Annotated in this window: 26 protein-coding genes; 13 read left to right on the top strand and 13 right to left on the bottom strand. The window is 60.2% G+C overall.

What is annotated here, in order from left to right; genetic code table 11:
- Positions 1-253: 253 nt before the first annotated feature.
- The 3 genes from IEY26_RS16060 to IEY26_RS16050 form a co-directional block, all read right to left on the bottom strand.
- A complete protein-coding gene (locus tag IEY26_RS16060) occupies positions 254-1,252 on the bottom strand; it encodes a glycosyltransferase family 39 protein (protein WP_188980729.1) in 999 nt (332 codons plus the stop codon).
- Between the two features lie 591 nt (positions 1,253-1,843).
- Positions 1,844-2,137, bottom strand: coding sequence for a hypothetical protein (locus tag IEY26_RS16055; RefSeq protein WP_188980727.1), 294 nt, complete (start codon positions 2,135-2,137; stop codon positions 1,844-1,846).
- Positions 2,138-2,183: 46 nt separating this feature from the next.
- Positions 2,184-2,732 (bottom strand): winged helix-turn-helix transcriptional regulator, encoded by a 549-nt coding sequence (locus IEY26_RS16050; RefSeq protein ID WP_188980725.1) that lies wholly within the window; start codon positions 2,730-2,732, stop codon positions 2,184-2,186.
- 92 nt (positions 2,733-2,824) lie between these two features.
- Here IEY26_RS16050 and IEY26_RS16045 point away from each other — a divergent pair, with 92 nt between their 5' ends.
- The 3 genes from IEY26_RS16045 (at position 2,825) to IEY26_RS16035 (ending at position 4,920) form a co-directional block, all read left to right on the top strand.
- Positions 2,825-3,043 (top strand): hypothetical protein, encoded by a 219-nt coding sequence (locus IEY26_RS16045; RefSeq protein ID WP_188980723.1) that lies wholly within the window; start codon positions 2,825-2,827, stop codon positions 3,041-3,043.
- Between the two features lie 271 nt (positions 3,044-3,314).
- The gene (locus tag IEY26_RS16040) at positions 3,315-3,971 is read left to right on the top strand and encodes a phosphatase PAP2 family protein (RefSeq protein WP_188980721.1); all 657 of its coding nucleotides are present in this window, start codon (positions 3,315-3,317) and stop codon (positions 3,969-3,971) included.
- Positions 3,964-4,920 (top strand): DedA family protein, encoded by a 957-nt coding sequence (locus tag IEY26_RS16035; RefSeq protein ID WP_188980720.1) that lies wholly within the window; start codon positions 3,964-3,966, stop codon positions 4,918-4,920. The genes IEY26_RS16040 and IEY26_RS16035 overlap by 8 nt, the downstream gene beginning before the upstream one ends.
- Positions 4,921-5,061: 141 nt before the next feature.
- Here IEY26_RS16035 and IEY26_RS16030 read toward each other — a convergent pair whose 3' ends face one another.
- Both IEY26_RS16030 and IEY26_RS16025 read right to left on the bottom strand, forming a co-directional pair.
- On the bottom strand, positions 5,062-5,829 hold the full coding sequence (locus tag IEY26_RS16030) for a ZIP family metal transporter (RefSeq protein ID WP_188980719.1): 768 nt from the start codon (positions 5,827-5,829) through the stop codon (positions 5,062-5,064).
- A gap of 364 nt (positions 5,830-6,193) precedes the next feature.
- Positions 6,194-6,493 carry an ArsR/SmtB family transcription factor gene (locus IEY26_RS16025; RefSeq protein WP_188980718.1) on the bottom strand — a complete coding sequence of 100 codons (300 nt, stop codon included), beginning with the start codon at positions 6,491-6,493 and terminating at the stop codon, positions 6,194-6,196.
- 58 nt (positions 6,494-6,551) lie between these two features.
- On the opposite strand from IEY26_RS16025, the gene IEY26_RS16020 reads away from it, so the two are divergent.
- Both IEY26_RS16020 and IEY26_RS16015 read left to right on the top strand, forming a co-directional pair.
- Positions 6,552-6,851 carry an amphi-Trp domain-containing protein gene (locus IEY26_RS16020; protein WP_188980717.1) on the top strand — a complete coding sequence of 100 codons (300 nt, stop codon included), beginning with the start codon at positions 6,552-6,554 and terminating at the stop codon, positions 6,849-6,851.
- A 57-nt stretch (positions 6,852-6,908) separates the two neighbouring features.
- A complete protein-coding gene (locus tag IEY26_RS16015; protein ID WP_188980716.1) occupies positions 6,909-7,895 on the top strand; it encodes a sodium:calcium antiporter in 987 nt (328 codons plus the stop codon).
- 4 nt (positions 7,896-7,899) lie between these two features.
- Here the strand turns inward: IEY26_RS16015 and IEY26_RS16010 are convergent, their stop codons facing one another.
- A complete protein-coding gene (locus tag IEY26_RS16010) occupies positions 7,900-8,289 on the bottom strand; it encodes a CopG family ribbon-helix-helix protein (protein WP_188980715.1) in 390 nt (129 codons plus the stop codon).
- A 98-nt stretch (positions 8,290-8,387) separates the two neighbouring features.
- On the opposite strand from IEY26_RS16010, the gene IEY26_RS16005 reads away from it, so the two are divergent.
- Positions 8,388-9,152, top strand: coding sequence for a hypothetical protein (locus tag IEY26_RS16005; RefSeq protein ID WP_188980714.1), 765 nt, complete (start codon positions 8,388-8,390; stop codon positions 9,150-9,152).
- 124 nt (positions 9,153-9,276) lie between these two features.
- On the opposite strand, the gene IEY26_RS16000 is transcribed toward IEY26_RS16005, so the two are convergent.
- The 3 genes from IEY26_RS16000 to IEY26_RS15990 all read right to left on the bottom strand — a co-directional run bounded on the left by IEY26_RS16000 (position 9,277) and on the right by IEY26_RS15990 (position 10,412).
- Positions 9,277-9,540 carry a hypothetical protein gene (locus IEY26_RS16000; protein WP_229774179.1) on the bottom strand — a complete coding sequence of 88 codons (264 nt, stop codon included), beginning with the start codon at positions 9,538-9,540 and terminating at the stop codon, positions 9,277-9,279.
- Positions 9,537-9,842 (bottom strand): DUF7520 family protein, encoded by a 306-nt coding sequence (locus IEY26_RS15995; protein WP_188980713.1) that lies wholly within the window; start codon positions 9,840-9,842, stop codon positions 9,537-9,539. Before IEY26_RS15995 ends, IEY26_RS16000 begins: the two co-directional genes overlap by 4 nt.
- A gap of 180 nt (positions 9,843-10,022) precedes the next feature.
- The gene (locus IEY26_RS15990) at positions 10,023-10,412 is read right to left on the bottom strand and encodes a DUF7541 family protein (protein ID WP_188980712.1); all 390 of its coding nucleotides are present in this window, start codon (positions 10,410-10,412) and stop codon (positions 10,023-10,025) included.
- Positions 10,413-10,571: 159 nt separating this feature from the next.
- On the opposite strand from IEY26_RS15990, the gene IEY26_RS15985 reads away from it, so the two are divergent.
- The 4 genes from IEY26_RS15985 to IEY26_RS15970 all read left to right on the top strand — a co-directional run bounded on the left by IEY26_RS15985 (position 10,572) and on the right by IEY26_RS15970 (position 17,211).
- Positions 10,572-13,187 carry a heavy metal translocating P-type ATPase gene (locus tag IEY26_RS15985; RefSeq protein ID WP_188980711.1) on the top strand — a complete coding sequence of 872 codons (2,616 nt, stop codon included), beginning with the start codon at positions 10,572-10,574 and terminating at the stop codon, positions 13,185-13,187.
- 270 nt (positions 13,188-13,457) lie between these two features.
- Positions 13,458-14,366 (top strand): cation diffusion facilitator family transporter, encoded by a 909-nt coding sequence (locus tag IEY26_RS15980; protein ID WP_188980710.1) that lies wholly within the window; start codon positions 13,458-13,460, stop codon positions 14,364-14,366.
- 198 nt (positions 14,367-14,564) lie between these two features.
- The gene (locus tag IEY26_RS15975) at positions 14,565-16,805 is read left to right on the top strand and encodes a heavy metal translocating P-type ATPase (protein ID WP_188980709.1); all 2,241 of its coding nucleotides are present in this window, start codon (positions 14,565-14,567) and stop codon (positions 16,803-16,805) included.
- A 127-nt stretch (positions 16,806-16,932) separates the two neighbouring features.
- The gene (locus tag IEY26_RS15970; protein WP_188980708.1) at positions 16,933-17,211 is read left to right on the top strand and encodes a hypothetical protein; all 279 of its coding nucleotides are present in this window, start codon (positions 16,933-16,935) and stop codon (positions 17,209-17,211) included.
- 39 nt (positions 17,212-17,250) lie between these two features.
- Here IEY26_RS15970 and IEY26_RS15965 read toward each other — a convergent pair whose 3' ends face one another.
- The gene (locus IEY26_RS15965; protein ID WP_188980706.1) at positions 17,251-18,159 is read right to left on the bottom strand and encodes a bile acid:sodium symporter family protein; all 909 of its coding nucleotides are present in this window, start codon (positions 18,157-18,159) and stop codon (positions 17,251-17,253) included.
- Positions 18,160-18,362: 203 nt separating this feature from the next.
- Between IEY26_RS15965 and IEY26_RS17850 the strand changes: the two genes are divergently transcribed.
- On the top strand, positions 18,363-18,575 hold the full coding sequence (locus IEY26_RS17850) for a hypothetical protein (protein ID WP_449405271.1): 213 nt from the start codon (positions 18,363-18,365) through the stop codon (positions 18,573-18,575).
- A gap of 264 nt (positions 18,576-18,839) precedes the next feature.
- Here IEY26_RS17850 and IEY26_RS15960 read toward each other — a convergent pair whose 3' ends face one another.
- Positions 18,840-20,453: a transposase gene (locus tag IEY26_RS15960; protein ID WP_188980704.1), complete on the bottom strand. Its 1,614-nt coding sequence runs from the start codon at positions 20,451-20,453 to the stop codon at positions 18,840-18,842.
- Positions 20,454-20,588: 135 nt separating this feature from the next.
- Here IEY26_RS15960 and IEY26_RS15955 point away from each other — a divergent pair, with 135 nt between their 5' ends.
- Positions 20,589-20,885 (top strand): ribbon-helix-helix domain-containing protein, encoded by a 297-nt coding sequence (locus tag IEY26_RS15955; RefSeq protein ID WP_188980702.1) that lies wholly within the window; start codon positions 20,589-20,591, stop codon positions 20,883-20,885.
- The gene (locus IEY26_RS15950) at positions 20,875-21,162 is read left to right on the top strand and encodes a type II toxin-antitoxin system RelE family toxin (protein WP_394354836.1); all 288 of its coding nucleotides are present in this window, start codon (positions 20,875-20,877) and stop codon (positions 21,160-21,162) included. The genes IEY26_RS15955 and IEY26_RS15950 overlap by 11 nt, the downstream gene beginning before the upstream one ends.
- 404 nt (positions 21,163-21,566) lie before the next feature.
- Here the strand turns inward: IEY26_RS15950 and IEY26_RS15945 are convergent, their stop codons facing one another.
- Together IEY26_RS15945 and IEY26_RS15940 are read right to left on the bottom strand one after the other, a co-directional pair.
- Positions 21,567-21,965: a hypothetical protein gene (locus tag IEY26_RS15945; protein WP_188980698.1), complete on the bottom strand. Its 399-nt coding sequence runs from the start codon at positions 21,963-21,965 to the stop codon at positions 21,567-21,569.
- The gene (locus IEY26_RS15940; protein WP_188980696.1) at positions 21,962-22,780 is read right to left on the bottom strand and encodes a ParA family protein; all 819 of its coding nucleotides are present in this window, start codon (positions 22,778-22,780) and stop codon (positions 21,962-21,964) included. The genes IEY26_RS15945 and IEY26_RS15940 overlap by 4 nt, the downstream gene beginning before the upstream one ends.
- Positions 22,781-23,079 lie beyond the last annotated feature (299 nt).

The following is a 23,079-nucleotide window of genomic DNA, read 5'->3' as shown; positions in this document are numbered from 1 at the left end:
GGCATCTGCCCGCCGAATTTTAGTCAGATATCTCATGGTTGTAGACGTGCATGAATTGTTCAAGCCATTCGCGTGTGCCCAACCGACAGGTCACCGATGAATGATGGCAGCGGTCAATGCGGATTTCGGGGTGTGAAACTACTGTTCGATCAGGTTTCACTCGATCTAGCTGTCGTTTATCAGGTGTGCGAGCATCTCTGGACGAGTTACTCACCGGTTCACATCTCAACCCGACTTAACTAGCAGTGCCGACTCACGGATAATACTGGGTGAGTATTAAGAAGTTGAGCCCGACGAACACTACAATTGTCCCACATTTTAACCACAGGACTGTCACCTCCCGGATTGAGAGAGCCATCAGTAGATAGAGTGCAAGAGCGCCTCCGATAGCCGCCACATTATCCCACATATGTAGGATCGTATATGAGATCGTGATTGGGAGGATGAACACAGGGAGACCCCAACTAGCGATAAATATCGAATCGGTCCTGGATAATGGCGTCTCGAACGGAAGAAACCGTACATCACCAAGGAATTGGGGACTCTTCAATAGGTACATGATACACACTACCACAGTTATTCCAAGGAGAACGACGGCGGTAGGTCCGGTCGAATACTCCCCACCCATGTAAGAGACCAACGTGGTGAATAGAACGGCCGGTGTCGGAAGTGCAAGGTGTGGGACAGACTGGGAATTCGGGTGAGAATACACCATTCGACCAATATCAATGAGAACTGGAGCAGCCAGTACGGCAGAGAGTATCTGCAACCCAATTATCTTTCGGGATGGGTACTCTCCTGAACAAAATCTCTCAGACGCCGCGATGTATAGCCACTGACCAATAACGAGAAAGCCACCGTAGACGTGGATTGACGCCATAATCGCAGTACTAACGACGTATCCGACAGAGAATAACCGACTACTCGCGTTACGGAATCGCAGCAGGAAAAACCAGGAGAACGTAATTGACAGTGCGAATAGAGCGTATCCCCGTGCATACTGCGATACCGAGATGAAAAACGGAGAAAGAGTAAGGAGGACTGCGGCGATCAATCCGGTCTGCTCGTCTCGTAGCTCGTCGCCGACAAGATAGACGCCAAGCAGAGTCGCAGTTCCGAACACAACTGAGGGGAATCGTAAGCTTGCTAGCGAGGCCCCAAATATGGCCCGCCAGTAATGCATCAAAAAATAATATAATGGAGGATGTGTGTCTATCTGCGGCAACGTCACAAAGAGGTGGACCACTCCCATCGCGCTATATCTCATTGTCGCAATTCGTTCGTCTGTGATGAACTCATGAATGAGAATGGAGCGAGTTGAATAGTGAAATAGACGAACGGCAAATCCGACACTGAGTATGACCGCAAGGGGGAACCTTCGGTGAGCCACAATTATCCACTCAGAGGTGGTCCGTTGGAAAGAACTCATCAATCAATCGTATGGCCGGAAAAGCGATGTTCCGTTTGGTACATTCACTAGGAGACGCAGTCTCGTTCTGGGGCTCTTTGGCTGGCGTCTCTCCATTGAGAGCTTGGAGCGGTCTCTGGTGGTTGTAGTAGTGTGCAGATTGTTCAATTCACTCGTATACGCTCAGCCAACTGCCCGTCCAACTATGATGAAGCGGTCAAGCTGTATTTTGAGGTGTGGAACCATTTCTCGATGTGGCTCGGTCGAAATAGTCGAGATAGTTTTCAAGGCGGAAACTGTGTACGAAGGACCCGTTCTCCGGAACCCGTCAGTCACGGACGATGGGATTGTACAGTCACAACCACCGACACCGGACAAGGAGTATCCACTATCGGTCAAAAGTTCGTCGATTGGGTGTTCAGTTTTACTGAAACATTACCGATTTCGCTGTCCCACCCCGAGGATCGCAATAGCGATCAGAACCGCCGTGAGCAGGTCGAGGAGCGTCGTCGTCAGCTCGACCCAGTTCGCACCCTCGATTCCAGGGGCGACGAACGAGGACAGAACGCCCAGTCCGAGACGCACACCCCATAACAAGAAGGCCACTGCGACGAAGAGCAGTCGTTGATGGCGTCCTGTTCGATACGCGGTGAACGCCAACCCCATCAGGATGACTACCAGAAGGAACTCCCCGAGGTTCAGGATGTCTTGAACGTTCAATGCGCTCATCGTCCACCGTCCGTCTGTGTTGTGTGGTGTGTACTCATGAGTGTCTCTAGTTTGTTCCCATCCGATCGAAGGTGTCGGCGAGCCGCTCGCTCCACGTCCGCCACAGCGACGGGTGATACGTTTCGAGTAACCTCCGAACCAACTCGGGATCGACGTCTGGGTAGTAGTGGTAGGCGCGGCCGTCTTTGTCCGCGTGTACGAGCCCAGCGTCCACGAGTCGGTCAAGATGCCACGCGACGTTCTGTCGCGTCGTCCCGACCGCTCCCGCGATGTGCCCACGCGTTGCACCGGGTTCCTCGTAGATGAGGAGGAGAATCTCCCGTGGCGTATCCAGCGTGAGCACGCTGAGAACCACTTGCGCAGGTTGGGAGAACTCGTTGAACGGGAAGAAGTGTTTGTGGCCACCTCTCGACACCGAGAGTATCTGGTCGTCCTCCTGGAGAACGCGGAGGTGATACGAGAGTTGTCCGCGAGCAAGGTCGGTCTCCCGAAGGAGATCGCTGAAGTATACACCAGGATGGTCCTGAATGTACTCCAGGAGGCTCTCCCGGGGAGAGTCGGTTGCCTCCTCGTTCTCGGACTCTGTTGGTGCCACTCAACTGGTGATTGCTGGATGATCGAGATAGGTATTGGCATTAAAACGATTGTACCAGAATCGTTATTCAGACACCGCAGAACCGTCCCTACATGGACTTCGCCAGTGACCAACCCCCGTGGGTATTCTACGGCATCGGTGCCATTATCGCCATCGTCGGAATAGCGATGTTCTTCATCGACCAGGACCCCGCCATCCTCTTCGAGAGCCCCGTCTTCACGCTCCTCCTGATCCTCGTCGGTGCTGGTGTAGGATACCTGGGCTGGCAAAATCAGCAGGCAGACTCGTCCACGCAGTCACCCACTCGGTGATGATGTCCTCCGAGTAGGTTCGGTAATTCGCTTGTTCCTGACGACGGAGAACAGCGAACTCTCTTGCGGCTACAAGACGAAGCGGACGGATCGGCTGTACCGCCTCGAATCTCCCTTAGCTCGTAATGAATAGATCCCCCTCTGCCAGACAGATTCCAAACGACGAATCGACACGGCTGATCACAGACGACACCAGCGCGTTGGCGAGTAGAATCTGGTGCCTCTCCCCCGAAGGATTTCGTCACTCCCGATATAGAGGAGGTGTGGCTTCGTGATCCGTGGAATTGGTCTGATTCAGACGATCCAACAACTGATTCCGCAAGCGTTGATCCCACTCTTCATTGTCATCACGTACCTTGGCAGTGTCTGGGTCATTCTTCCGGGACTGGTATTCCTCTATTGGCTGTGGGACGCAGATCGAACTGCGTTCGTTGGGAGTGTCGTCCTAACCGGGTTTGCGCTCACGCTTACACTCAAGAATTTGTTCGCACTCCCTCGACCACCCGCATCCCTCCACTTGATGTACGCGGCCGGCTACGGATTTCCAAGCGGCCACTCCGTCGATGCGACGGTGACCTACGGATCGCTCGCAATGGTCGTCCGAGCGGGAAAGAGGTGGCAACGTTCCGTCGCGGCGAGTCTACTCATCGGTCTCGTTGCACTATCACGAGTTGTCCTCGGTGTGCATTACCCAATCGATGTTATCGTGGGCATCGCCCTCGGACTCGGGACGCTCATCGTTGTTTCGTACGTCTTTGATCGCAACGTGTTGTATATACTCATCAGTGCGATGGTCGTGGCAGTCCTGGGCATCGTGGTTACGCACGGCGACCTGGAGAGTCTGGTTCTGTTCGGCGGGGTAGGCAGTGCGCTCCTCGGTTGGGTGTGGAAGGAACGCCAGGCAGAGCGAGGGCATACCGATGTTTGATAGCCTCGTCCACACCGTCCTCGGATTCGTCAATCAGTACGGCTACGTCGCCGTCTTCGTGTACATGGTGCTTGAGACATCGTTTATTCTCCACTTCGTCCCAAGTGAGATCGTCGTGCCCTTCGCAGCGAGTCAGCTGGTCCACGATCCGGTGTCGTTTGTGCTGTTCGACGTCGATGCGACGGCAGGTGCGACCGTCGGGAGCTACGTTGCGTACATGCTGTTCGGACGGTATGGTGAACGGGTGCTTGAACGGTACGGGTACCTCATTCACGTCTCCGAACGCGACATCGAACGGAGTCAAGCTGTCTTCCTTAGGTACGGGGAGTCGTCGGTGTTCTGGGCGCGGATGTTCCCCCTCCTCCGGGCGCTCATTTCGATTCCCGCGGGACTCGCGGAAATGGAGATGCGACGGTTTGTGCTTTACTCGGCCGGCGGTGCAGCCCTGTTCAACACCGGGCTGACCTACCTCGTCTACACCGGGTCGGGAACAACCTCGCCACTAGGCGTGGTGCTCAACCTGATTCGCGCCGAGATTGCAGGCGACATCGTGTACGTCCAACTGCACGCTCGGTTCGTCATCATTCTGCTGGGATTGACCGGGTTACTCGCTGCGGTAGTGTGGATGGCACGCGATTGGATTCGAGTGAACCCGAACGCAGCGAAACTCGTCGTCCTCCACGTGATTCGTCTCGTCGGACTCCTCATCGGTGGGATTTTTATTATCGGTGCCTTGTTGTCGCCACAGCACTCCTTCACGGTGATTACCTCGGTGTGGAACGATCCACGAGTCTGGGTTCGACTCGGGTTCTCCGACCAACTTGCGCTGCTGTTGACCGGTCTCTTGTTCGGATTCGGCGGACTGGGGATCTACGAACTTGGACAGCTACTCCGACTTTCCCACGTCCGCTCCCTGTTTGAACGACTCTCGTCTCGTTTTCGAGAGTGATCGTCCATGAGGTGTGCACCGATATCTCCGTCTCCACTCCCTTTTGCAGACAACTCCGTTTGTAAGTGTGGGCACATCTACCGGGGCATTGTTTCGATCTGACGGTTCTGAACTGAACGACGGTTCGTACTGAATAGGGGTTCAGGCCGTCATGGAAAGATGGACGGCGAGTTCTGTGGTGAAGCCGATGAGGAATCCGGCTGCGACTGATGAGAATAGTGCGCTGCGAGTGACCGCAGAGTGGTCGATGGCGAACAGTTCCTGAATGACGTAGATGAGTGCGCCGCCGGCGAGCGCGAGAAAGAGGACTGAAGCGACGGGCGAGGTCCAGCTTTCACCGACGATGGTGCCAAGAAAAGTCGGGCCCCCAGCGATTAATCCAAGCCCCGCCAGCCGGCGTGTTGAAGTCTGCGTGTTCGTCAACGGAGCGGCGATTCCGAAGCCTTCCGTGATGTTGTGGAGGGCGAAGCCAATAAGGAGGACTACCGCGAGCGAGATTGCACCAGTCGCGGCGGATTGGCCGATAGCGAGTCCTTCACTGAAGTTGTGGAGTCCGATACCGATGGCTACCATCAGCGCAGTCATCTGTGCACCGGGCTGTGAACTGACGTAGTGGTCGCTGAACCACGCGAGTCCCACGAGACTCACGGTGAATCCGAGGACGAGTGCGAGCGGGAGGGCGAGGTGAACGGCGCCGGTCTTGGTCGTCGTTTCGATTGCCTTCTCCACTGGTGCGAGAGCTCCGTGAAGGATATCAACGAGGAGAAAGAGGAGAACTCCGATAGCTCCCCCATTAAGCAGGTTAGTGGTGCGTTTCGAGACGGAGAATCGTGCCACTGGCAATCCAAGGTAGACTGTCCCCCCGGCTACAGTGCCAAGTGCAACCGTTTCGATCGTGGTGAGCGCCATGCATCCATCAATATTTAGGCTAGCCAAAAACCCTTCCGGTTTTTAGGCTGGCCTAATACGTCGAATACGCACAGCTACGAAATATTTGTTCGGAGCGGTTGTGGGACGTGATTAAGGCACGCAACAAAACCATCCTCCGAAGTTGTGGGCTCCCAGAGGTTCGGAGGGTGGATTCCTACAAATCGTAATGGTTCTGTATGGTCTGGGGGAAACCCCCTCCGGTTCCGTCGTTACTACAGTTCAGGGAGAATAGTAGACGGCAGTGATACTGGAGTACGTCAATGAATACACAGAACACAGCGATCAAGCCGGTGTACACTAACGCTCAGTGTCCAACTACCCTGCCGACAAGGTTACTAGCTGATTACTTGGATCGCCCGTCATTCGACCCGGCATCAGCTGGCGGGAACTGAATTCGAAACTCGCGATTCGGTGACCGCGAGACGTAGAGTTCAATATCACGAATCAGCGAGTAGTATTTCCGACGCCCCTCTCGTCGTGTGGAAACAAGCCCCGTATCCTCAAGCAGATCAAGGTGGTGGGTCGCGGTTTTGCCGTCCATTCCGACCTCTTCCATGAGCTCAGAGACATACATGTCTCGCCGAGAAAGCGCGCGGAGTATCGATAACCGGGCTTTCGAACCGAGCAATTCCAGCGGGTCCATCTACTAGAGATATTATTCCTAAGAACTATTATTAGTATCGTCTGGAAACGGTGATATGATGGCAGAAATCCCAGATCCGGACGAACCCGAGAGTGGACCCGACGTCATCACTGACGGCGTCTTCGAGCAAGAGTTCTACCTCGACGGAGAACAGGCCGGCGCGTTCCTCGTCGAACTCGGTGAGCAACTCCAATCCGGGAACGAGATCACGATCTCGAGTGCGGAATGGGAGCTTCCCTTCACGTTCGAGGAACCAGTCGAACTCGAGATCGAATTCCTCGGCTATGGAGACAAGGAACTTGAGATCGAACTCGAACTCCGCGGGGCGCGAGATGAACCTGCCCCGCACGTCTCATAGCATGTTTTACGCCCACTCGTACAGGAGGCCCGCCTGTCCCCCCTCACGGAGCGATCGATGAATATTCTGGGGGCGATCACGGCCTCTCCAATCCTCTCGACGGTTGTCTTTCTGATCGGCGTGGTAATCGTTGTCTTCAGCGTCGAGGAGTTCGTCGAGCACGTCGCCGCGACCGCGGTCGGCCTCGGCGTCTCCACGTTCATCCTCACGGTCGTCCTCGCCGGGACTGACCTCGAGAACGCAATCTTGGGTGGCGCAGCCGTCCTCGGTCACCTTCCGGACGTCGGCCTCGGCACCATCTTCGGCGAGGCGGTCTTTATCCTCTGCATGGCGCTCGGTCTCGGCGGCGTCATCGTCCCTTTCGAGATCGACACGCCGCCGAAGTATCTGGCGCTCACCGGCGTTTCGCCCGCGCTCCTCCTGGGCCTAAGTCTGGACGGCACGCTCTCCCGACTCGACGGCGTGATCCTCACCGTCGCGTTCGTGCCCGCCGTCTACCTCCTCTATCGGTGGGAGCAGACGCGCTCGACGCACTACCTCGAGCCCGAGGAAGAACTCGAGGAGGAGCTCGAAGAGGCCGCCGAGGGCGACGAGGAACTCCACCCGTACTTCCGCCTCGGAATTCTCGTACTCGCCGTCGTCGGCATGACGGTCGGCTCCGAACTCGCCGTCCAGGGGACGAAGGGACTGCTCGCCTACACGGGAATCGCTCAATTAGCGTTCGGCGCGACCGTCCTCAGCTTCATCGCGAGCCTCGAAGAGGTCTTCCTCACCGTCGAACCCGTCCGCGACGGGAAGCCCGCGGTCGCCGCAGGAAACGTCGTCGGGAGCATGATCTTCTTCGTCACCTCGAACGCAGGCGTGCTCGCGCTCATCCAGCCGCTCCACATCTCGACGACCGTCTGGACCGTCCAGTATCCGTTCTTCCTCGCCGCGCTCGGCGTCGTCCTCCTCGTCCTCTACCGCGGCGTCGTCTCCCGACCGATTGGCCTCGGTCTCATCGTGATGTATGGTCTCTACTGGGTCGTCAACTACCTCGGATAGCGCGTCAGTCGACCTGAAGAAACATCACGTTCGCGCGCCCGACTGCGTCGAAGTCCCGGAGGCGATAGACGAGTTCGCGGATACGCGCGGCGTCACCCCGGCAGAACACCGTCTCCAGACACCACTCGCCCTGGTGGGTGTGGCTCGTCGCCGCGATCACGTCCTGGAAGTCGTGTTGGACCTGGTGGAGGTCGCCGATGACGAGTGTGTGCTCGTAGTCGAAGACGACGGTCGCGACGACCTCGCCCTCGACGTCCTCGATGGTCGCGTGCCGTTCGACGTACTCCTGCATCGCCTCCCGGACCGCCCGGGAACGTGACTCCATTCCCTCCGCCTGCCAGACCTCGTCGAACTCCGTGAGGACGTCCTCGGGGACGTTCACGCTCGTGCGCATACCGGAGGGTGGTCGTGACGCCACTTAGCCGTCCGTATTACGGGAACGACGAATCCGTCATAACAACTCTCAAGAATCCCACAGAGAGAGACTCCCGTATGGCAATCCACGTTGGCGTCCTGCTCGCGGTCGCGGGCCTCGCGGTGTTCCACAGCCTCGAGCCAGGGCACGCGTGGCCGGTCGCGGGCATCTGGGCGCTGAATCAAGAGCATAAGTGGCGCAGCGGCGTCGCGAGCGGGCTGATGCTGTCGCTCGGCCACATCCTCGCCGCTGGGCTCTTCCTCGGCGTCTTCAGTGCGATAACCTCTGTCTTCCCACTCGCCCGATTCACCTCCGCGATCCGGATACTGGCGGGTCTCGCGCTCTTCTACCTCGCCTACCGGCTCTACACTCACTCGCACGACCACGAACACGGCGAGGACGACCACCATGAACACGGACACGGGCACAACCACGAACACGGAGAAGACGACCACACTCACAACGACCACGGACACGACCACGAACACGACCACGGGATGTTCAGCGGGGCCTTAGAGCAGTTCCAGATCGGGAGTGGAACCGGCCTGTGGGGCGTGGCGGCGTTCGCGTTCCTGCTTGGCCTCGTGCACGAGGAAGGGTATGCGCTCGTCGGGTTCTGCGCGGGCACCTTCGACTGCCTCTCGATCGCGCTCGTCTACAGCGTCTGCATCGTCCTCACCATCACGACGCTGGTGGTGTTGACGGTCGCGACGGCCGCCCGGTTCGCCGAGCGCCTCGAAGGCCTCGCGGACTACCTTCCTGCAGTCAGCGCCTTCATACTCGGATTTACGGGAACTGTCTTTATCCTCGAAGGCCTCGGCCTCCTCCACGTCCTCCCCTGACGCTGGCAACCGCCAGCGTTGGATAAACGCCGGGAGTTTCCCGTTCAGTTCGCAGTGATTTGAGACCGTGTATAGGTTGTCTCGTCGGAATGGTGGGTTCGTCGATTCGGAATCAGACCTTCGTTCACTCCTCGCCCGTCTCTTCTGTATCGTGGGCGTGACTCCCGAGGAAGTCGATGTGTCGGAGCCAGTAGTACCAGACGAAGACGGCACCGCCGATGTAGCCGAGAATCCACGTGGCCGTCCCGAGTGTCGAATACCCTAGTGTCCCAAAAAACCCGTTCAGGAGCGCGGGAACGACAACGAAACCCGCGACAGCGAGGAAGAGGCGGAAATGCGGGGGGACCGCGTACAGGAACTGCTGGGTCGGGGTTCGTTTCCAGGTCATCTGGCCGTCCCCTCCGCCTCATCACGGCGGCGAGGTGGGTCCTCGTACCGTGTTGCGAGCGCGGATACGGCGAAGAAGACGCCGAGCGATAGTCCGACCATCGCGACGCCGTAGATGGCGAGGTTCACCGGGGACAGGCGGAACATGATCGGCCCGAGCGCTCCGATTGTCGCGTCGAGGTTCGGGCGGATGACGACGCCGACGAGTGCTCCGTACCCGCCAGCGAGTGCCACGGCGACTACGTAGAGCAAGGCGACGACGCGCTTCCCGGAGACCTCGGGTGTGTCGGTGTCTCCGGTCACCGTTCGGCCCTCGAACCAGAAGAGTTAGCAGGGTGTTTCGGGGACGTATTCATATGCAGAGTAAGGACTACCTGATGGTGAGTCTCGGGGCGACAGCGCTTCTGGTTATGTTCGCGGGTTTCGCAGTCGTTCTCCAACACTCCTGAACGCGCCCGTAATCTGGTGTTCATGCCTTGAACCTCACTGGAATCGCTCGGCGTCGTTGAACTCCCATGCGTAGAGTCCGCCACTGCTGAGGAGCGCAACAGCACCCCCTGCGGCGACCGCGACGCCCCGCGTGTAGAGATTGAACTCGGAAGACTGAGTGCTGAACGCGAGCATTCCGATACCCGCAGCAGTGAAGAGCGCCCCAACGCCTAGGGCGGTCTTCCAGAGCGTCACGGTGTATCCGGCCTCTCGGAGGATGCCAACGACCGTTCCTTCCAGGAGGATGATACCGCCGACGCCCACCGGAATGAACATCCCGCCGAAGAACACGCCGAACTCCGTGAGAACGATTCCGAGCGCGACGAACAGCGGCCACGGACTTGAGTCCCGGTACTGGTCCGATAGGCCTGGTTGTTCACTCATACTTTGACTATCCCCAGAGGTCGCATAGAAATCTATCGCTTGTTTTCCCAATATTCGGCCAGGATTAATAATCTGTGGCGCTTAATTGGCAGTAGATACTATCTCAGCGCCTCACGTTAACAGCCGATTTAATAACTACAGGGCCGTTTGGGATACATAATGACGAATCGGTCGCGTCCCCCCGACGACCACAACCACGACCACGACCACGACCACGACCACAACCACAACCACAACCACGACCACGACCACGACCACGACGCGTCTGATGGGCCGGCGACCGACTTCGAATCGGGGACGGCGGTGCAGTTGTCGGTACCGGAGATGGACTGCCCGTCGTGCGCGGGTAAGGTCCAGAACAGCGTCCAGAAACTCGATGCCGTGGAATCGGTCGATCCGCAGGTGACGACGGGGACGCTCACCGTCACCTACGACCCGGACGGCGCGTCGGCGGAGGACGTCGCCGAGCGTGTTGAGAAAGCCGGCTACACTGTCGAATCCGGCGTCGGCGAGACCACCGAGAAGTTCACCGTCCCCGACATGGACTGCCCGTCGTGTGCGGGCAAAGTCGAGAACGCGCTCGACACCATCGACGGTGTCGCCACCTACCAGACCCAGCCCACGACCGGGAAGGTCGTCGTCACCTACGATCAGTCCCGGGTCACGGCCGACGAGATCACGCGCGCCATCGAGGACGCCGGCTACGAAGTCATAGACACGACTGCGAGCGCCGAGTCGGCCGGCGGCGTTGCCGAAACGGAGAGCGTCTGGCGGAGCACGCGTGCGAAGAAGACCTGGGTGAGCGGCGGGTTCGCCGCGCTCGGTCTCCTCTTCGAGTTCCTGCTCGCTAACCTCAACCCCACCCTCCTCGCCGCGCCGGTCACGTTCACGCTCGCGGACGTTCTCTTCCTCGTCGCCGTCGCAGTCGGCGGCCAGGAGATCGCCCGGAACGGTTACTACTCGCTGCGTAACCGCAACCTCGACATCGACCTCCTGATGACCATCGCCATCTCGGGGGCAATCCTCGTCAGTCTCGTCTTTGGCGAAGGCCTCTACATGGAGGCCGCGACGCTCGCCGTCCTCTTCAGCGTCGCCGAACTCTTAGAGCGCTACTCAATGGACAAGGCCCGCAACTCCCTTCAGGAGCTGATGGACCTCTCCCCCGACGAGGCCACAGTCAAGCGTGGTGGGGAGGAAGTCACGGTCCCCGTGGACGACGTCCGCGTCGGCGACACCGTCGTCGTGAAGCCCGGTGAGAAGATCCCAATGGACGGCGAGGTTACGGCGGGCGAAAGCGCCGTCAACCAGGCCCCGATTACGGGCGAGTCTGTCCCCGTGGACAAGATGGAGGGCGACGAGGTGTACGCCGGCACGATCAACGAGGAGGGCTATCTCGAAGTCCAGGTCACCTCCGAGGCCGGCGACAACACGCTCTCCCGGATCGTCGAGATGGTCGAGGACGCACAGGCGAACAAGACCGAGCGCGAGCAGTTCGTCGAGCGCTTCGCCGGCTATTACACCCCAATAGTCGTCGCGTTCGCCGTCCTCGTCACTATTAGCACGCCGTACATGCTCGGCGTCGCGTGGGAGCAGTCAATCGTCTACGGACTCACTCTCCTCGTTCTCGCGTGTCCCTGCGCGTTCGTCATCTCCACGCCCGTCTCGGTGGTCTCCGGGATCACGAGCGCCGCGAAGAACGGCGTCCTCATCAAGGGCGGCAGCTACCTCGAAGCGATGGGCGAAGTCGACGCGCTCGCCGTCGACAAGACGGGGACGCTCACGAAGGGCGAACTCGCGGTCACGGACGTCGTCGCGCTCAACGGCAACGGCGAGGACGACGTTCTCCGGTGCGCGCGAGGCCTCGAATCCCGCTCCGAGCACCCGATCGGCGAAGCCATCGTCGAACGCGCCACCGAGAAGGATATCGGGAAGCGCTCGATCGCGGAGTTCGAGTCGATTACCGGGAAGGGTGTGCGCGCGGATCTCGACGGGGAAACGCATTACGCGGGCAAGCCCGGATTCTTCGAGGAGCTCGGATTCGACCTCACGCACGTCCACGCCGTCACTGACGGGGGTGTGGTCACGCAGACCTCCCAGGGGCTCTGCGAACGCAACGACTGCCTCGACCTCCTCGAAGACACCATCCCCGACCTCCAGTCCGAGGGGAAGACGGTGATCCTCGTCGGCACTGAGGACGTGCTCGAGGGCGTCATCGCGGTCGCCGATGAGATCCGTCCTGAGGCGAAATCGGCGGTCGCGCGCCTGCACGACCTCGGCGTCGAGCGCGTCGTGATGCTGACTGGCGACAACGAGCGGACCGCTCGTGCGATCGCCGAGGAGGTGGGCGTGGACGAGTTCCGTGCGGAGCTCCTGCCCGACGAGAAGGTCGAGTCGATTCGCGAGCTCGACGAGACGTACGGCGGCGTCGCGATGGTCGGGGACGGCGTGAACGACGCGCCCGCGCTCGCGACCGCCTCTGTCGGTATCGCGATGGGCGCCGCCGGGACCGACACCGCCCTCGAGACGGCAGATATTGCCCTGATGAGCGATGACCTCTCCCGGCTTCCCTACCTCTACGAGCTCTCGCATGACGCGAACAGCGTCATTCGACAGAACATCTGGGTGAGCCTCGGTGCGAAGGCACTGCTCGCGCTCGCCGTCCCGTTCGGCCTCGTTCCCATCTGGGCAGCCGTCCTCATCGGTGACGCCGGCATGACACTCGGCGTCACCGGCAACGCCATGCGCCTCTCACGGATCAGTCCCGACGAGAACTAACCCACTCTCGCCCCCTCTCAATATGTCCGATGACCCCATAGCCCAATGGTTGGACGCCCTCGCGCCGAGTGCGAAACTCGTCGAGAAAGTCCCTAGAGCATCACGGAATGCTGACCCAGCGGGACTCGCGGATCGGACGCGCCTCCCACAGCATACCATTCGCGACACGCTCGACTGCCGCGACGACGCCGTCCTGGTGCCGTCCCAGGTGTCGTTCTGGGGCGCCCGTCAACAGCACAACTCCTACCCGACCTCCACTACGAGTAACTAATGTCTGAGATCGACACGCACGACCACGATTCCGGACACGGTCAACCGCGAAGTGTGCGGAAACTCGGTGTCGTTGCAGTAATCAACACGGTGGGGTTCGTCGTAGAGCTCGCGGGCGGGCTGTTGTTCGGGTCACTCGCGTTGTTGAGCGACGCCGTCCACATGCTCTTCGACGCGCTTTCCTACCTGATGGCGTTCGCCGCGACCTACACTGCGGAGCGATACGAGACGCCCGGCGAGTGGACGTTCGGCCTGCATCGCCTCGAACCGCTCGCCGCGCTCCTCAACGGGACGCTCCTCGTCCCGATGGCGCTCGTCATCCTCTACGAGTCCTACCAGCGCTTTCTCAATCCAGTCGAGCTTGACCCCGTGATGACAATCGTCCTCGCGACGGGTGGGCTCGTGGTGAACGTTGCATCTGTCGTCTATCTCCAAGGGGACGAACTCAGCCTGAACGAGCGCGGTGCGTTCTACCACCTCCTCGGTGACACGGGTGCATCGGTCGCCGTCATTATCTCGACGGTAATCGTCGCGGTTTTCGACATTCGCGGGGTCGACCCGGTGACGGCCGCGCTCATCGCGCTCGTCATCATCTGGTCGGCGTACACCGTCCTCCGGGACAGCCTCGACCTCATCCTCGAACGCAGCCCGACTCCGATCGACGAACTCCGAAGCGACCTCGGCGCGCTCGACGGCGTGGACAGTATCACGGACTGTCACGTCTGGCAGGTCTGCAGTCAGCTCACCGTCTCGACAATTACCCTCTCGGTGTCGGTCGAGTCGCTCGATTCGAAGGAACAACTTCGAGAGCGCGTACATGAAATAGTCCGCGACGCTGGCGTCGACCACGCCACCGTCGAACTTACGACGAACAGAACAACGCAGTATGCAACCGACCACGCGCACTAACGCGAGGTGATTGGTTATCTCACCGCACAAACACTCAACGCATGGAACGAATCACAGCCCCGATCGTGAGTCAAGCGACACGACGGAAATACACGACCGACGAACTAGCACCAGAATGGAATTGACACGTGCCTCCCTTCACGCCCTCGACTACTCACCTCCGTCCCTCGCTGTGAGCGGACCTGATACCCCCTCTCGATGACCGACTCAGTATCGTCTCACCGAAACACGGACACGGCGACCGAGACCGCGTACTTCTCGATCAACGGGATGCACACGCAGGCGTGTGAATCCTACCTCGAACGGCGCGCGACGCGACTCGACGGCGTGAGCGACGCCGCCGCGAGCTACACGGCGGAGATGATCCGCGTCACCTACGACCCCGACCGAGTCGGGCGTGACGCGATCGAGGAGACGCTCTCTGCGTGGGGGTACCGGGCGTCGGACCCGACGCCGGCGGAGACACCCGCCGAGCGCAACGACTTCGACTTCGACCATCTCCGGACGATATTCTCCGTCATCGCCGTCAGTCCCATCTACATCATCTACGCCGCGTTCTTCTATCCGGTCTACCTCGGCTTCCTCCCGAGCGACTCGCTGGACAACAACGCGGTCTTCACCGGCCTCTACGGGCCGGTCGCGATGTTCACCACGATCACCGTCCTCGGTGTGGGGTTCCCGATACTGCGCTCGGCCGTCATCAGCCTCCGTGAACGCCAACTCACCCTCGACGTCCTTATCGCGCTCACCGCGCTCAGCGCCTATGCGTACTCGATTGTCTCCCTATTCTTCCTCGATCGGCTCTACCTCTTCTTCGACGTTGCGACCTCTATCATCGTCCTCGCTACGATTGCAAATCACGCTCGTGCCCGGTACAAGCGCCGCGCGGTCCAGGATCTCACAGATGTCGTCGACGATGCGGAGACGACTGCGCGCCGCCTCCACGAGGACGGCACGACGGAGACCGTGTCGATTGGGGAATGCGTCGGCGGCGACCACGTACTCGTCCGACCGGGTGAACGAATCCCGCTCGACGGCACGATCGTCGAAGGACGCGGAACGGTCAACGAGGCGCTCATCACTGGCGAAGCGCGTCCGCAGCGAAAGGTTCCGGGAGACGACGTCGTCGGCGGGTCTGTCGTCGCCGACGGCGCGTTCGAGGTCGCGGTCAGCGACGGCGCGACGAGCACGCTCGACCGCCTCCGAGGGCTCGTCTGGGACCGCCAGACCGAGGGGCACGCGATCGACCGGCTCACCGACCGCGTCGCCGCCACGTATACGCCGTTGGTCGTTGTCCTCGCCGTCCTGACGCTCGGCGCGTGGGCCGCGCTCGGGGCGACGCCCCAGGTCGTCGTTCGGACCGCGCTCATCGTCCTCGTGGTCGCGTGCCCGGTCGCGCTCACGCTCGTCACACCGCTCGCGATCGGACGGGGACTCGCCACCGCCGCCGCCCGCGACGTCCCGGTACTCGACCAGACTATCCTCGAACGCGTCACCGACGCGGACGTCGTCGCCTTCGACAAGACCGGCACGCTCACGACCGGCGAGATGCGCGTCGCGGCCGTCCACACCACCGAGACCGAGGCCGACGCACTGCTCCGTCGCGCGAGCGCCGTCGAGTCACGCTCCAGTCACCCGATCGCGACTGCCATCCGCGAACGCGCACCGTCCGATAGCCCGTCGGTCGAGGCGTTCGAACGGCACCGCTACGGCGTCACCGCGACCGTCGATGGTGAGGTGACGGCCGTCGGGAACCCGTGGCTCTTCGACGCGCTCGACTGGAAGACACCCGTGGACGTGCAGGACGCCATCGAGTCCATCCGCGAGAAGGGGGCGATCCCGACAGTCATCGGCCGGGGTGGCGTCGCGCGCGGCGTCGTCGCCATCGAGGACGAACCACGGCCGGACTGGGAGCCGATGGTGTCGGCGTTCGCCGAGGCCGGGCGGCGCGTCGTCGTGATCACGGGTGACGACTCCGCGGCGGCGCGCCACTTCGAGGACCACCCCGCAGTGGACGCCGTCCACGCGGACGTCGCCCCGGAAGCCAAGGAGGGGCTCGTGCGTCAACTCCGGGACGAGTACGGGACGGTGGCGATGGTCGGGGACGGAACGAACGACGCGCCCGCGCTCGCCGCCGCCGACCTCGGCGTCGCGATGGTCTCCGGGAGCGACTTCACGGCGACCGTCGCGGCCGCCCTCGTCACCGCGGACGACCTCTCGCCCGTCCGCTCTCTCTTCGCGATCGCGCGCGGGACGCGGCGGCGTCTTCGGGAGAATCTCGCACTCGCGCTCGCGATGCCCGCGGTCGGCCTCCCGCTCGCCGTCACCGGGTACGTGACGCCGCTCGTCGCGACGAGCCTCACCGCGGTCGGGATCGTACTCGTGCTCGTGAACAGTCGCCGTTCGCTCACCCTCGACGACGTCGCGACCGATGCCTGAGCGAACGCGACTCCGAACGGCCGGTCACGCGGTCGGCGAAGTAGTCGTCCTCGGAAGCCCGACCGGGGTCGTCGCCGAATTCGCGATCCGTACGTGGAGCGTTCCAACCGTCGTCCGCTGGTAGTGGGTGCTCTCCGTCCTCGCACTCGGTGCCGTCGTCGTGGTCAGCCGCGTCGCCCCGTCGATTCCCGTGATACCGGCGTGGCCACGAACACGTACGCTTGAGCGAGCGGTCACGTCACTCCTCGGTCTCAATTGGACGCTCGGCGTCTCCCTCGTCGTGCTCGGACTCGGAGACGCTGCCGGTCTCTCGAACCGGTTGCTTGTACTCGGGGCAGTCGTCCTCCCGGTGGTCCTGTTTCACGAGGTCGCGTTCTTCGTTCGACTCCTCGACGCAGACGGCTGACGTCCCGAGTCGCGGCCACTCCGGAGGACGCTGATCGTTTCAGCGTGCGCGGGTCAGCCGGGCGAGGGTCGCGCTCGTCGCCATCTCGACGACGCCGAAGCAGACCGCGGGGAGCGCGGCAGCCGCGGGGAAGCCGGCGGCGACGACGAGCGCGGCCGCGACGGCGAAGTCACGCATCCCGACCGCGAACGTCCCGGCGAGGCGTTCACCGGGCGTCGCGTCCGTGAGGCGTGCGGCGCTCCACCCGAGACCGTAGCCGAGGAGATTCAAGGCGAGCGCGCCGGCCGCGACGGTGAGGAGGAGGACGCTGACGTCACGGAGGCGAGCGGCGTTCGCGGCGGCGACGCCACCGATGATCAGGACGACCATCACGGACGCGACGCTCGTGTAGTAGTCGTCGTAGCGGGTGACGACTCGTTCGTAGCGGGAGCGTGCGAGAATCGCGATAGCCATCGGGAGGACGACGGCGACGAGGAGTTCGGAGACGAGTCTCCAGACGTCGACGTGGACCGTGCTGCCGATGAGTGCGGTGACAGACACAGGCGTATAGACGACACTCAGGAGACCGATGGCGACGAGCGAGACCGAGGAGAGCGCGACGTCCCCACCGGCGAGCGCGGTCATCGTCGGCGAGACGAGTTCTGGCGTGACCGCGCCGAGCAGGACGAACCCGGCCGTGAGTGCAGACGAGACGCCGAGGAAGGTGGCGATAGCGAACGCGAGTAGGGGCATCGCGAGATGCGCGAGGAGGACGCCAGCGAGGATGCGCCGGTCGACCGCGCGGATGTCCTTGACAGAGAGGAGGAGTGAGGTGCTGGCGACCATCACCACGAGGATCGGTGTTGATGCCTGCGTCACCACGCGTAGTGATGGTACGAATACGCCGAGGAGGACGGCGAGGACGACCCACCCGAGGAGATAGTCGTCGATCAGCCGTGAGAGACTCACGAGCGGTGAATTGAAATCCACCGCATTGAGCGCGCCGGTCTCGACTTCCTGCCGGGCGGGAGTTTGGAAGCATACGTTCCTCGACTTCTCATATCGTTCTGGGATTAGCACTCGAAAGCGAGTCGTTGCCGTTGAAGATCTACCGATTCGATTGTGTTCCGTCCACCACGGCACCCTTTGCGGTGTCACTCGTACTGGTTCGTATGCGCGAACTCGTCTCCACCCTCGGATACGTCCTCGGGACCAGTGCGGTCGCCGACGTCCTCGCGGTCCACCCTGACACCACGATTCGGTTCCTCTCGTGCCACGTCACGCCCGACCACCTCTGGCGCGTCGACTACGCGACCGGGGCCCATTCAAAGCGGTGCAGACGGTCAAATATCGAACCAGCCCGCTCTCCATCGAGAAGTCTGTAGATCTATTGCTCGGATGGTTCTGGAGGGGTGAAATAAAGGCACGCAACAATTCCATCCTCCGAGGTTGTGGAGTTCCAGAGGTTCGGAGGATGGGCCAGTTTTGGACCGTCTCACCGTCTACTCGTGGTTCTTCTCTCCGGTTGAGCACCAAATTCGAACTCTCTCGGGGAACTTATCGGATGAACGTGAGAAATTGCGTGGGTTCTGACGCTGCCGAGCAGTGTCGCCACTCCCGAGCAGCGGACTCAGCGAGGGCTCAGCCGGTTAGTCGGGTGGGATCAACGCCGAGACGACAATCTCGACGCATTCACCCGCGGTTAACACAGGCGCGTAGTCCATCTCACCATCGATACCCGCTTTCAGCAGGAAATCCGTGAGCCGCCAGATATTGTAGAGCAACACCGCGAACACGAAGTAGAACAAGCGAACGCGGTAGTCCTTTGAGGAGGTCTTCGCGAGAAAGTCTCCCTTGATGCTCTTGTACTCGTTCTCGATCTGCCAGCGCCTACTGTAGCGGCGACAGAACGTTTCGGCTTCATCCGGCCCGACCCAGAGGTCCGTCGCGAACACCGTCGTCCCTTCGCCGCTCGTCGACGGCACATACAGAAACCGCAGCGGGTGCGATCCCGACTCAACGTGTACGGACGCCGATTCAACAGCCACCTCCTGCTCGTCCTCTTCCATCCGCTCGAGTACGCTCCGTTCGGAGCTGGTGATGCGCTTTGGAATGAGGTAGTTCACGTCGAGGTTTGAGAGGGTCTGAAATACGCGCATCGAGTCGAACTCGCGGTCGCAGAGGACCGTCTCGATAGGGACGTGTTCTTTCGCCCGTAGGAGAAGCCGACGGACGACGCGATGGATTCGATTTGGCGGGTTTTCATCCCAGGCTGAACTTTCACGTACTGGTTCAACGGCGAGGATGAACGGAATATTCCGCCCGACGATCGAGAGGGTCGCGAACTTGAACGCTCGGCCCTCACCGTCTTTTGTCCCACTTACCATCGGCATCCCAGCCGTCTCCCCGTAGTAGGGGACGGTCGTGATGTCGATTGCGACCGTTACGGGCCGGCGGAACGACACTTCAGATGCGATCCTCGAGAGCACTTGGTTCGTGGCACTATCGAAGCCCTCGAGGACGTTTTCGGGAGTGAATTGTTTGACAGCTCGGAGATGCGTATCGCCGTGTGGGCCGTACTCCGTCCCACGTCGGTACTGGAAGCGAGCCGCACCCTGTGCCGTTCCACAGCCGACCATCCCCATGAACGTCTGTAACTCGAAAAACCGCACGTCCTCGTAGGTCGCGTTCTGTGCTCGTCCAGAGTCGAACGACCCGAACGCGTGATTACGAGCCAACCGTGTCGTTCGAACGATCTCCTCATCGCTGAACTCCGTCTCGGAATCCTCATCAGAATCGCCTTCAGGTGTTTTCTCGGTGGTGACGTCGGATTTCGGTCTGATCTGTGGGCCAGCGAAATCGAAGTCATGGCTGTGTTTGACGACGAAGTGCGCCGCTATCTCGACGAATTTCCGTGCGTCGTCATCGAATCGCTCACGCCACGTTCGTGAGAGGACAGACGGGCCAGGCGTCTTTTCGAGATCGAACTCGTCTGCGAGCTCGGGATACTGAGCGATGCTTTGGTAGCTCTCGGCGGTGATCTCGTGATAGATGAGGATGCGGAGCATACCCTCGAAGTCGTAGGGAGCAGGATGCCACGCGGGGTAGGGGTCCTCCAGGGTCTCCGTCCTAATCGATGCCTCTCCAATCGCCGTAACGAGGGGCGTTCCGTGGCGATACGTGTCTGCAACCTCGATGCCGCCGCGATAGGCGTCAGTCTTCCGTCGTTCGCGTTCGAGGGGCTTCCGGCGAGACTCGGGCATAGCGACCCTTCGATATCGACGCTGTTGATGGTTACCACGCGCTGGACGGGGCGCTCCTGCTACGACAGAGAATAGGGCCACACCGCCCGCGGGAGAATTCTTATCTGCTATGCGTGCGTAAAGCACTCGTATATTATGTCCGACGCCGAAACCTCGACCGAGGACGACGGGCCGGAGACCGTCCAGATCAACCTTCGGCTCACGCAGGCGTTCCTTGACGACATCGACGCAACCTGGGAAGAGCAAGGCTTCAACTCGCGCAGCGAGTTCCTCCGCTACGCAGCCCGTGACGCGGTCAAGCATCCCGAGTTCTCTCGTGAAGGTTGGAAGCAGATCGCCGCCAGCGAGCACGGACTTCGGACCGGCGAGGAGGAACTCGTCTCCCGGGAGGAAGTTATGGCGATAATGGACGACGACACGGATGGTGAGTGAGGACGACGAGTGGACGTGGAAGTTCGCTCCTCGTGCTGCCAAACAGTTCGAGAATCTCGAACACCATGTTCAGGATCGAATCGTCTCGAAGCTCGACGAGATCATCGATGACCCCTGGCGTGACCCCGGCGATTATCTCGAACCACTTACCGGTGGCCCATTCGAGAAACTCCGCGTCGGGCAATACCGGCTCGCATGTGTCCTCGATCACGATGCGCTCGTACTCGAAGTTCACCGCATCGAACATCGTAGCGGAGCCTACACGGCAGACGACTGAATCTGTCTCCTAGTCTTCGCACCAAGGGCCGAAAGATGAGAGATACAGTGATACTACGGATTAATGGTAAGTCCTGCAATCTCAGGTAGCATCGTTATTCCGACTGGAGATCGCTTCGATGAATTTTCCATGCCCGATAGGCTAAAAATGCACCTACTGGGAGAGCGATCACCGAAATAATACAAAAGAAAGCGACGACCAAGTACACGTCTCTTCTGGTTTTTGCATTGTTGATGAAGGGCATTGTGAAACCACATACTTCTGCTAAATGAAGGCATTTTAATCCACCGATAGGTGTCGGATCGGTCTGTTCGCAGACCAACCCAACGGCGGTTTCATCGGAGAAATCGGAGAAACTAAGACACGCAACAAAACTATCCTCCGAGGTTGTGTTCTGCGCGAGGTCATTCGTCGCCGAGTTCCGAAAGCCGAGTCTGGATTTCTTCGGCATCCGCCTCAGAGAGCGCCTCAATACCGAACTGGACGAGTAGCGGGTAGAAGTGGCGGTTCTTCTTGAACTCGTCCTGCCCCGCCTTGCGGAGCTTCAGCTGGGACTCGAGGTAGGTGTCCTCCATCTCGTCGAGGACATCGTCGGGAATGTAGATCGTTCGCCCGTTCCACTCGTCCTTGATGTTCGTCTTCGTTTTGCTCGTTTCGTTCGTTTCACTCGTTGAAGTCGATTCGGTCGATGAACTGGTTTCCACCGTTTCACTCACTTCACTCGTTTCGCTGGAATCGACCTCATCGTCCTCCTCTTCGTAGTTGCCCTCGATGCCGGAAGCATCACCCCAGCCGTCGCTCATGCTTTCACCTCCTCAGGCGCGGTCTTCTCGAACGTCTCGTCGAACAGGTCGGCGATCTCGTTGAACAAGTCGCGTGCATCCTCGACGCGCTGGTTCTCCTTGCCGAAGCCGAAGACGGACACCCCCTCGCCGATCGACTGGGAGAGGTCGGTCCGCTTCGGGATCTCGAACACCGGGAGGGAGTACGCCGACTTGATCTCCTCGATGGTGTCGCGGTGTTCGGCGTTCTGCTCGACACGGTTACAGACGATGGCGAGCCGATTGATGTCTCCGTACGCCTGTTCAAGGGAACTCAGCTGCTTCGCGAAAATCTGGAGGCTGTTGGCGTTGAGCTTCTCGGGAATGACGGGGATGACGACGTTGCCGGTCGCGACCAGGGCGTTGTCGGTGAGGACGTTCAGGGAAGGCGGCGTGTCGACAATGATGTAGTCGTAGTCCTTATCGAGCTCGTCGAGAGTCATCTCCAACCGCTCGCGACTCTTCGGCGCCTCAAGCAGCGTCTGGATGTTCTTGTTGTTCGCGAGTTTCTCGCTGGCGGGAAGGATGTCGAATTCCTCGTGCTCGACGATGATGTCGTTCACCGACTCCATCTGGTCGAAGTCGAGGACGTCGAACAACGTCGTACGGTCGGTATCGTAGTACAGATCGTTGTAGCCAAGCGAGCAGGTGAGCCCTCCGTGGTAGTCGATGTCGACCAGGAGGACGTCGTGGCCTCGGGCAGCGAGTGCGCCGCCAGTATGAATGACGTCGGTTGTCTTCCCCGCGCCTCCCTTCTGATTCGCCACCGTGATTCGTGCGGTGTTGGTGCCGGTCATTATCTTCGTTTCTCTCGTTGTGTTCGTTTCGTTCGTTTTTCTCGTTTAGTTCGGTGCGCTCGGTGAGGGTGTTTCACTCGGTGAGAGGATTACTACGATGTTAAAACCAACTGTTCGTTCCACTCGTTGAAGCAAACGCACTCGTTGCCATCAACTCATTCGTTCTGTTCGTTACGTTCATTTCCCTCGTTTTGTTCATAGAGTAGAGGGTGCCAGTTCGTTCCTCAGAATGCGTTCAATACATTCGTTTTTCTCGTTCAGGTCGTTTTGTTCGTTGAATTCGTTATAGTCGTTCCACG

It is taken from the genome of Halocalculus aciditolerans (assembly GCF_014647475.1).
Classification (GTDB): domain Archaea; phylum Halobacteriota; class Halobacteria; order Halobacteriales; family Halobacteriaceae; genus Halocalculus; species Halocalculus aciditolerans.
The sequence above is the reverse complement of the archived record's forward strand: the minus strand, read 5'-3'. Positions and strand labels throughout refer to the sequence as shown.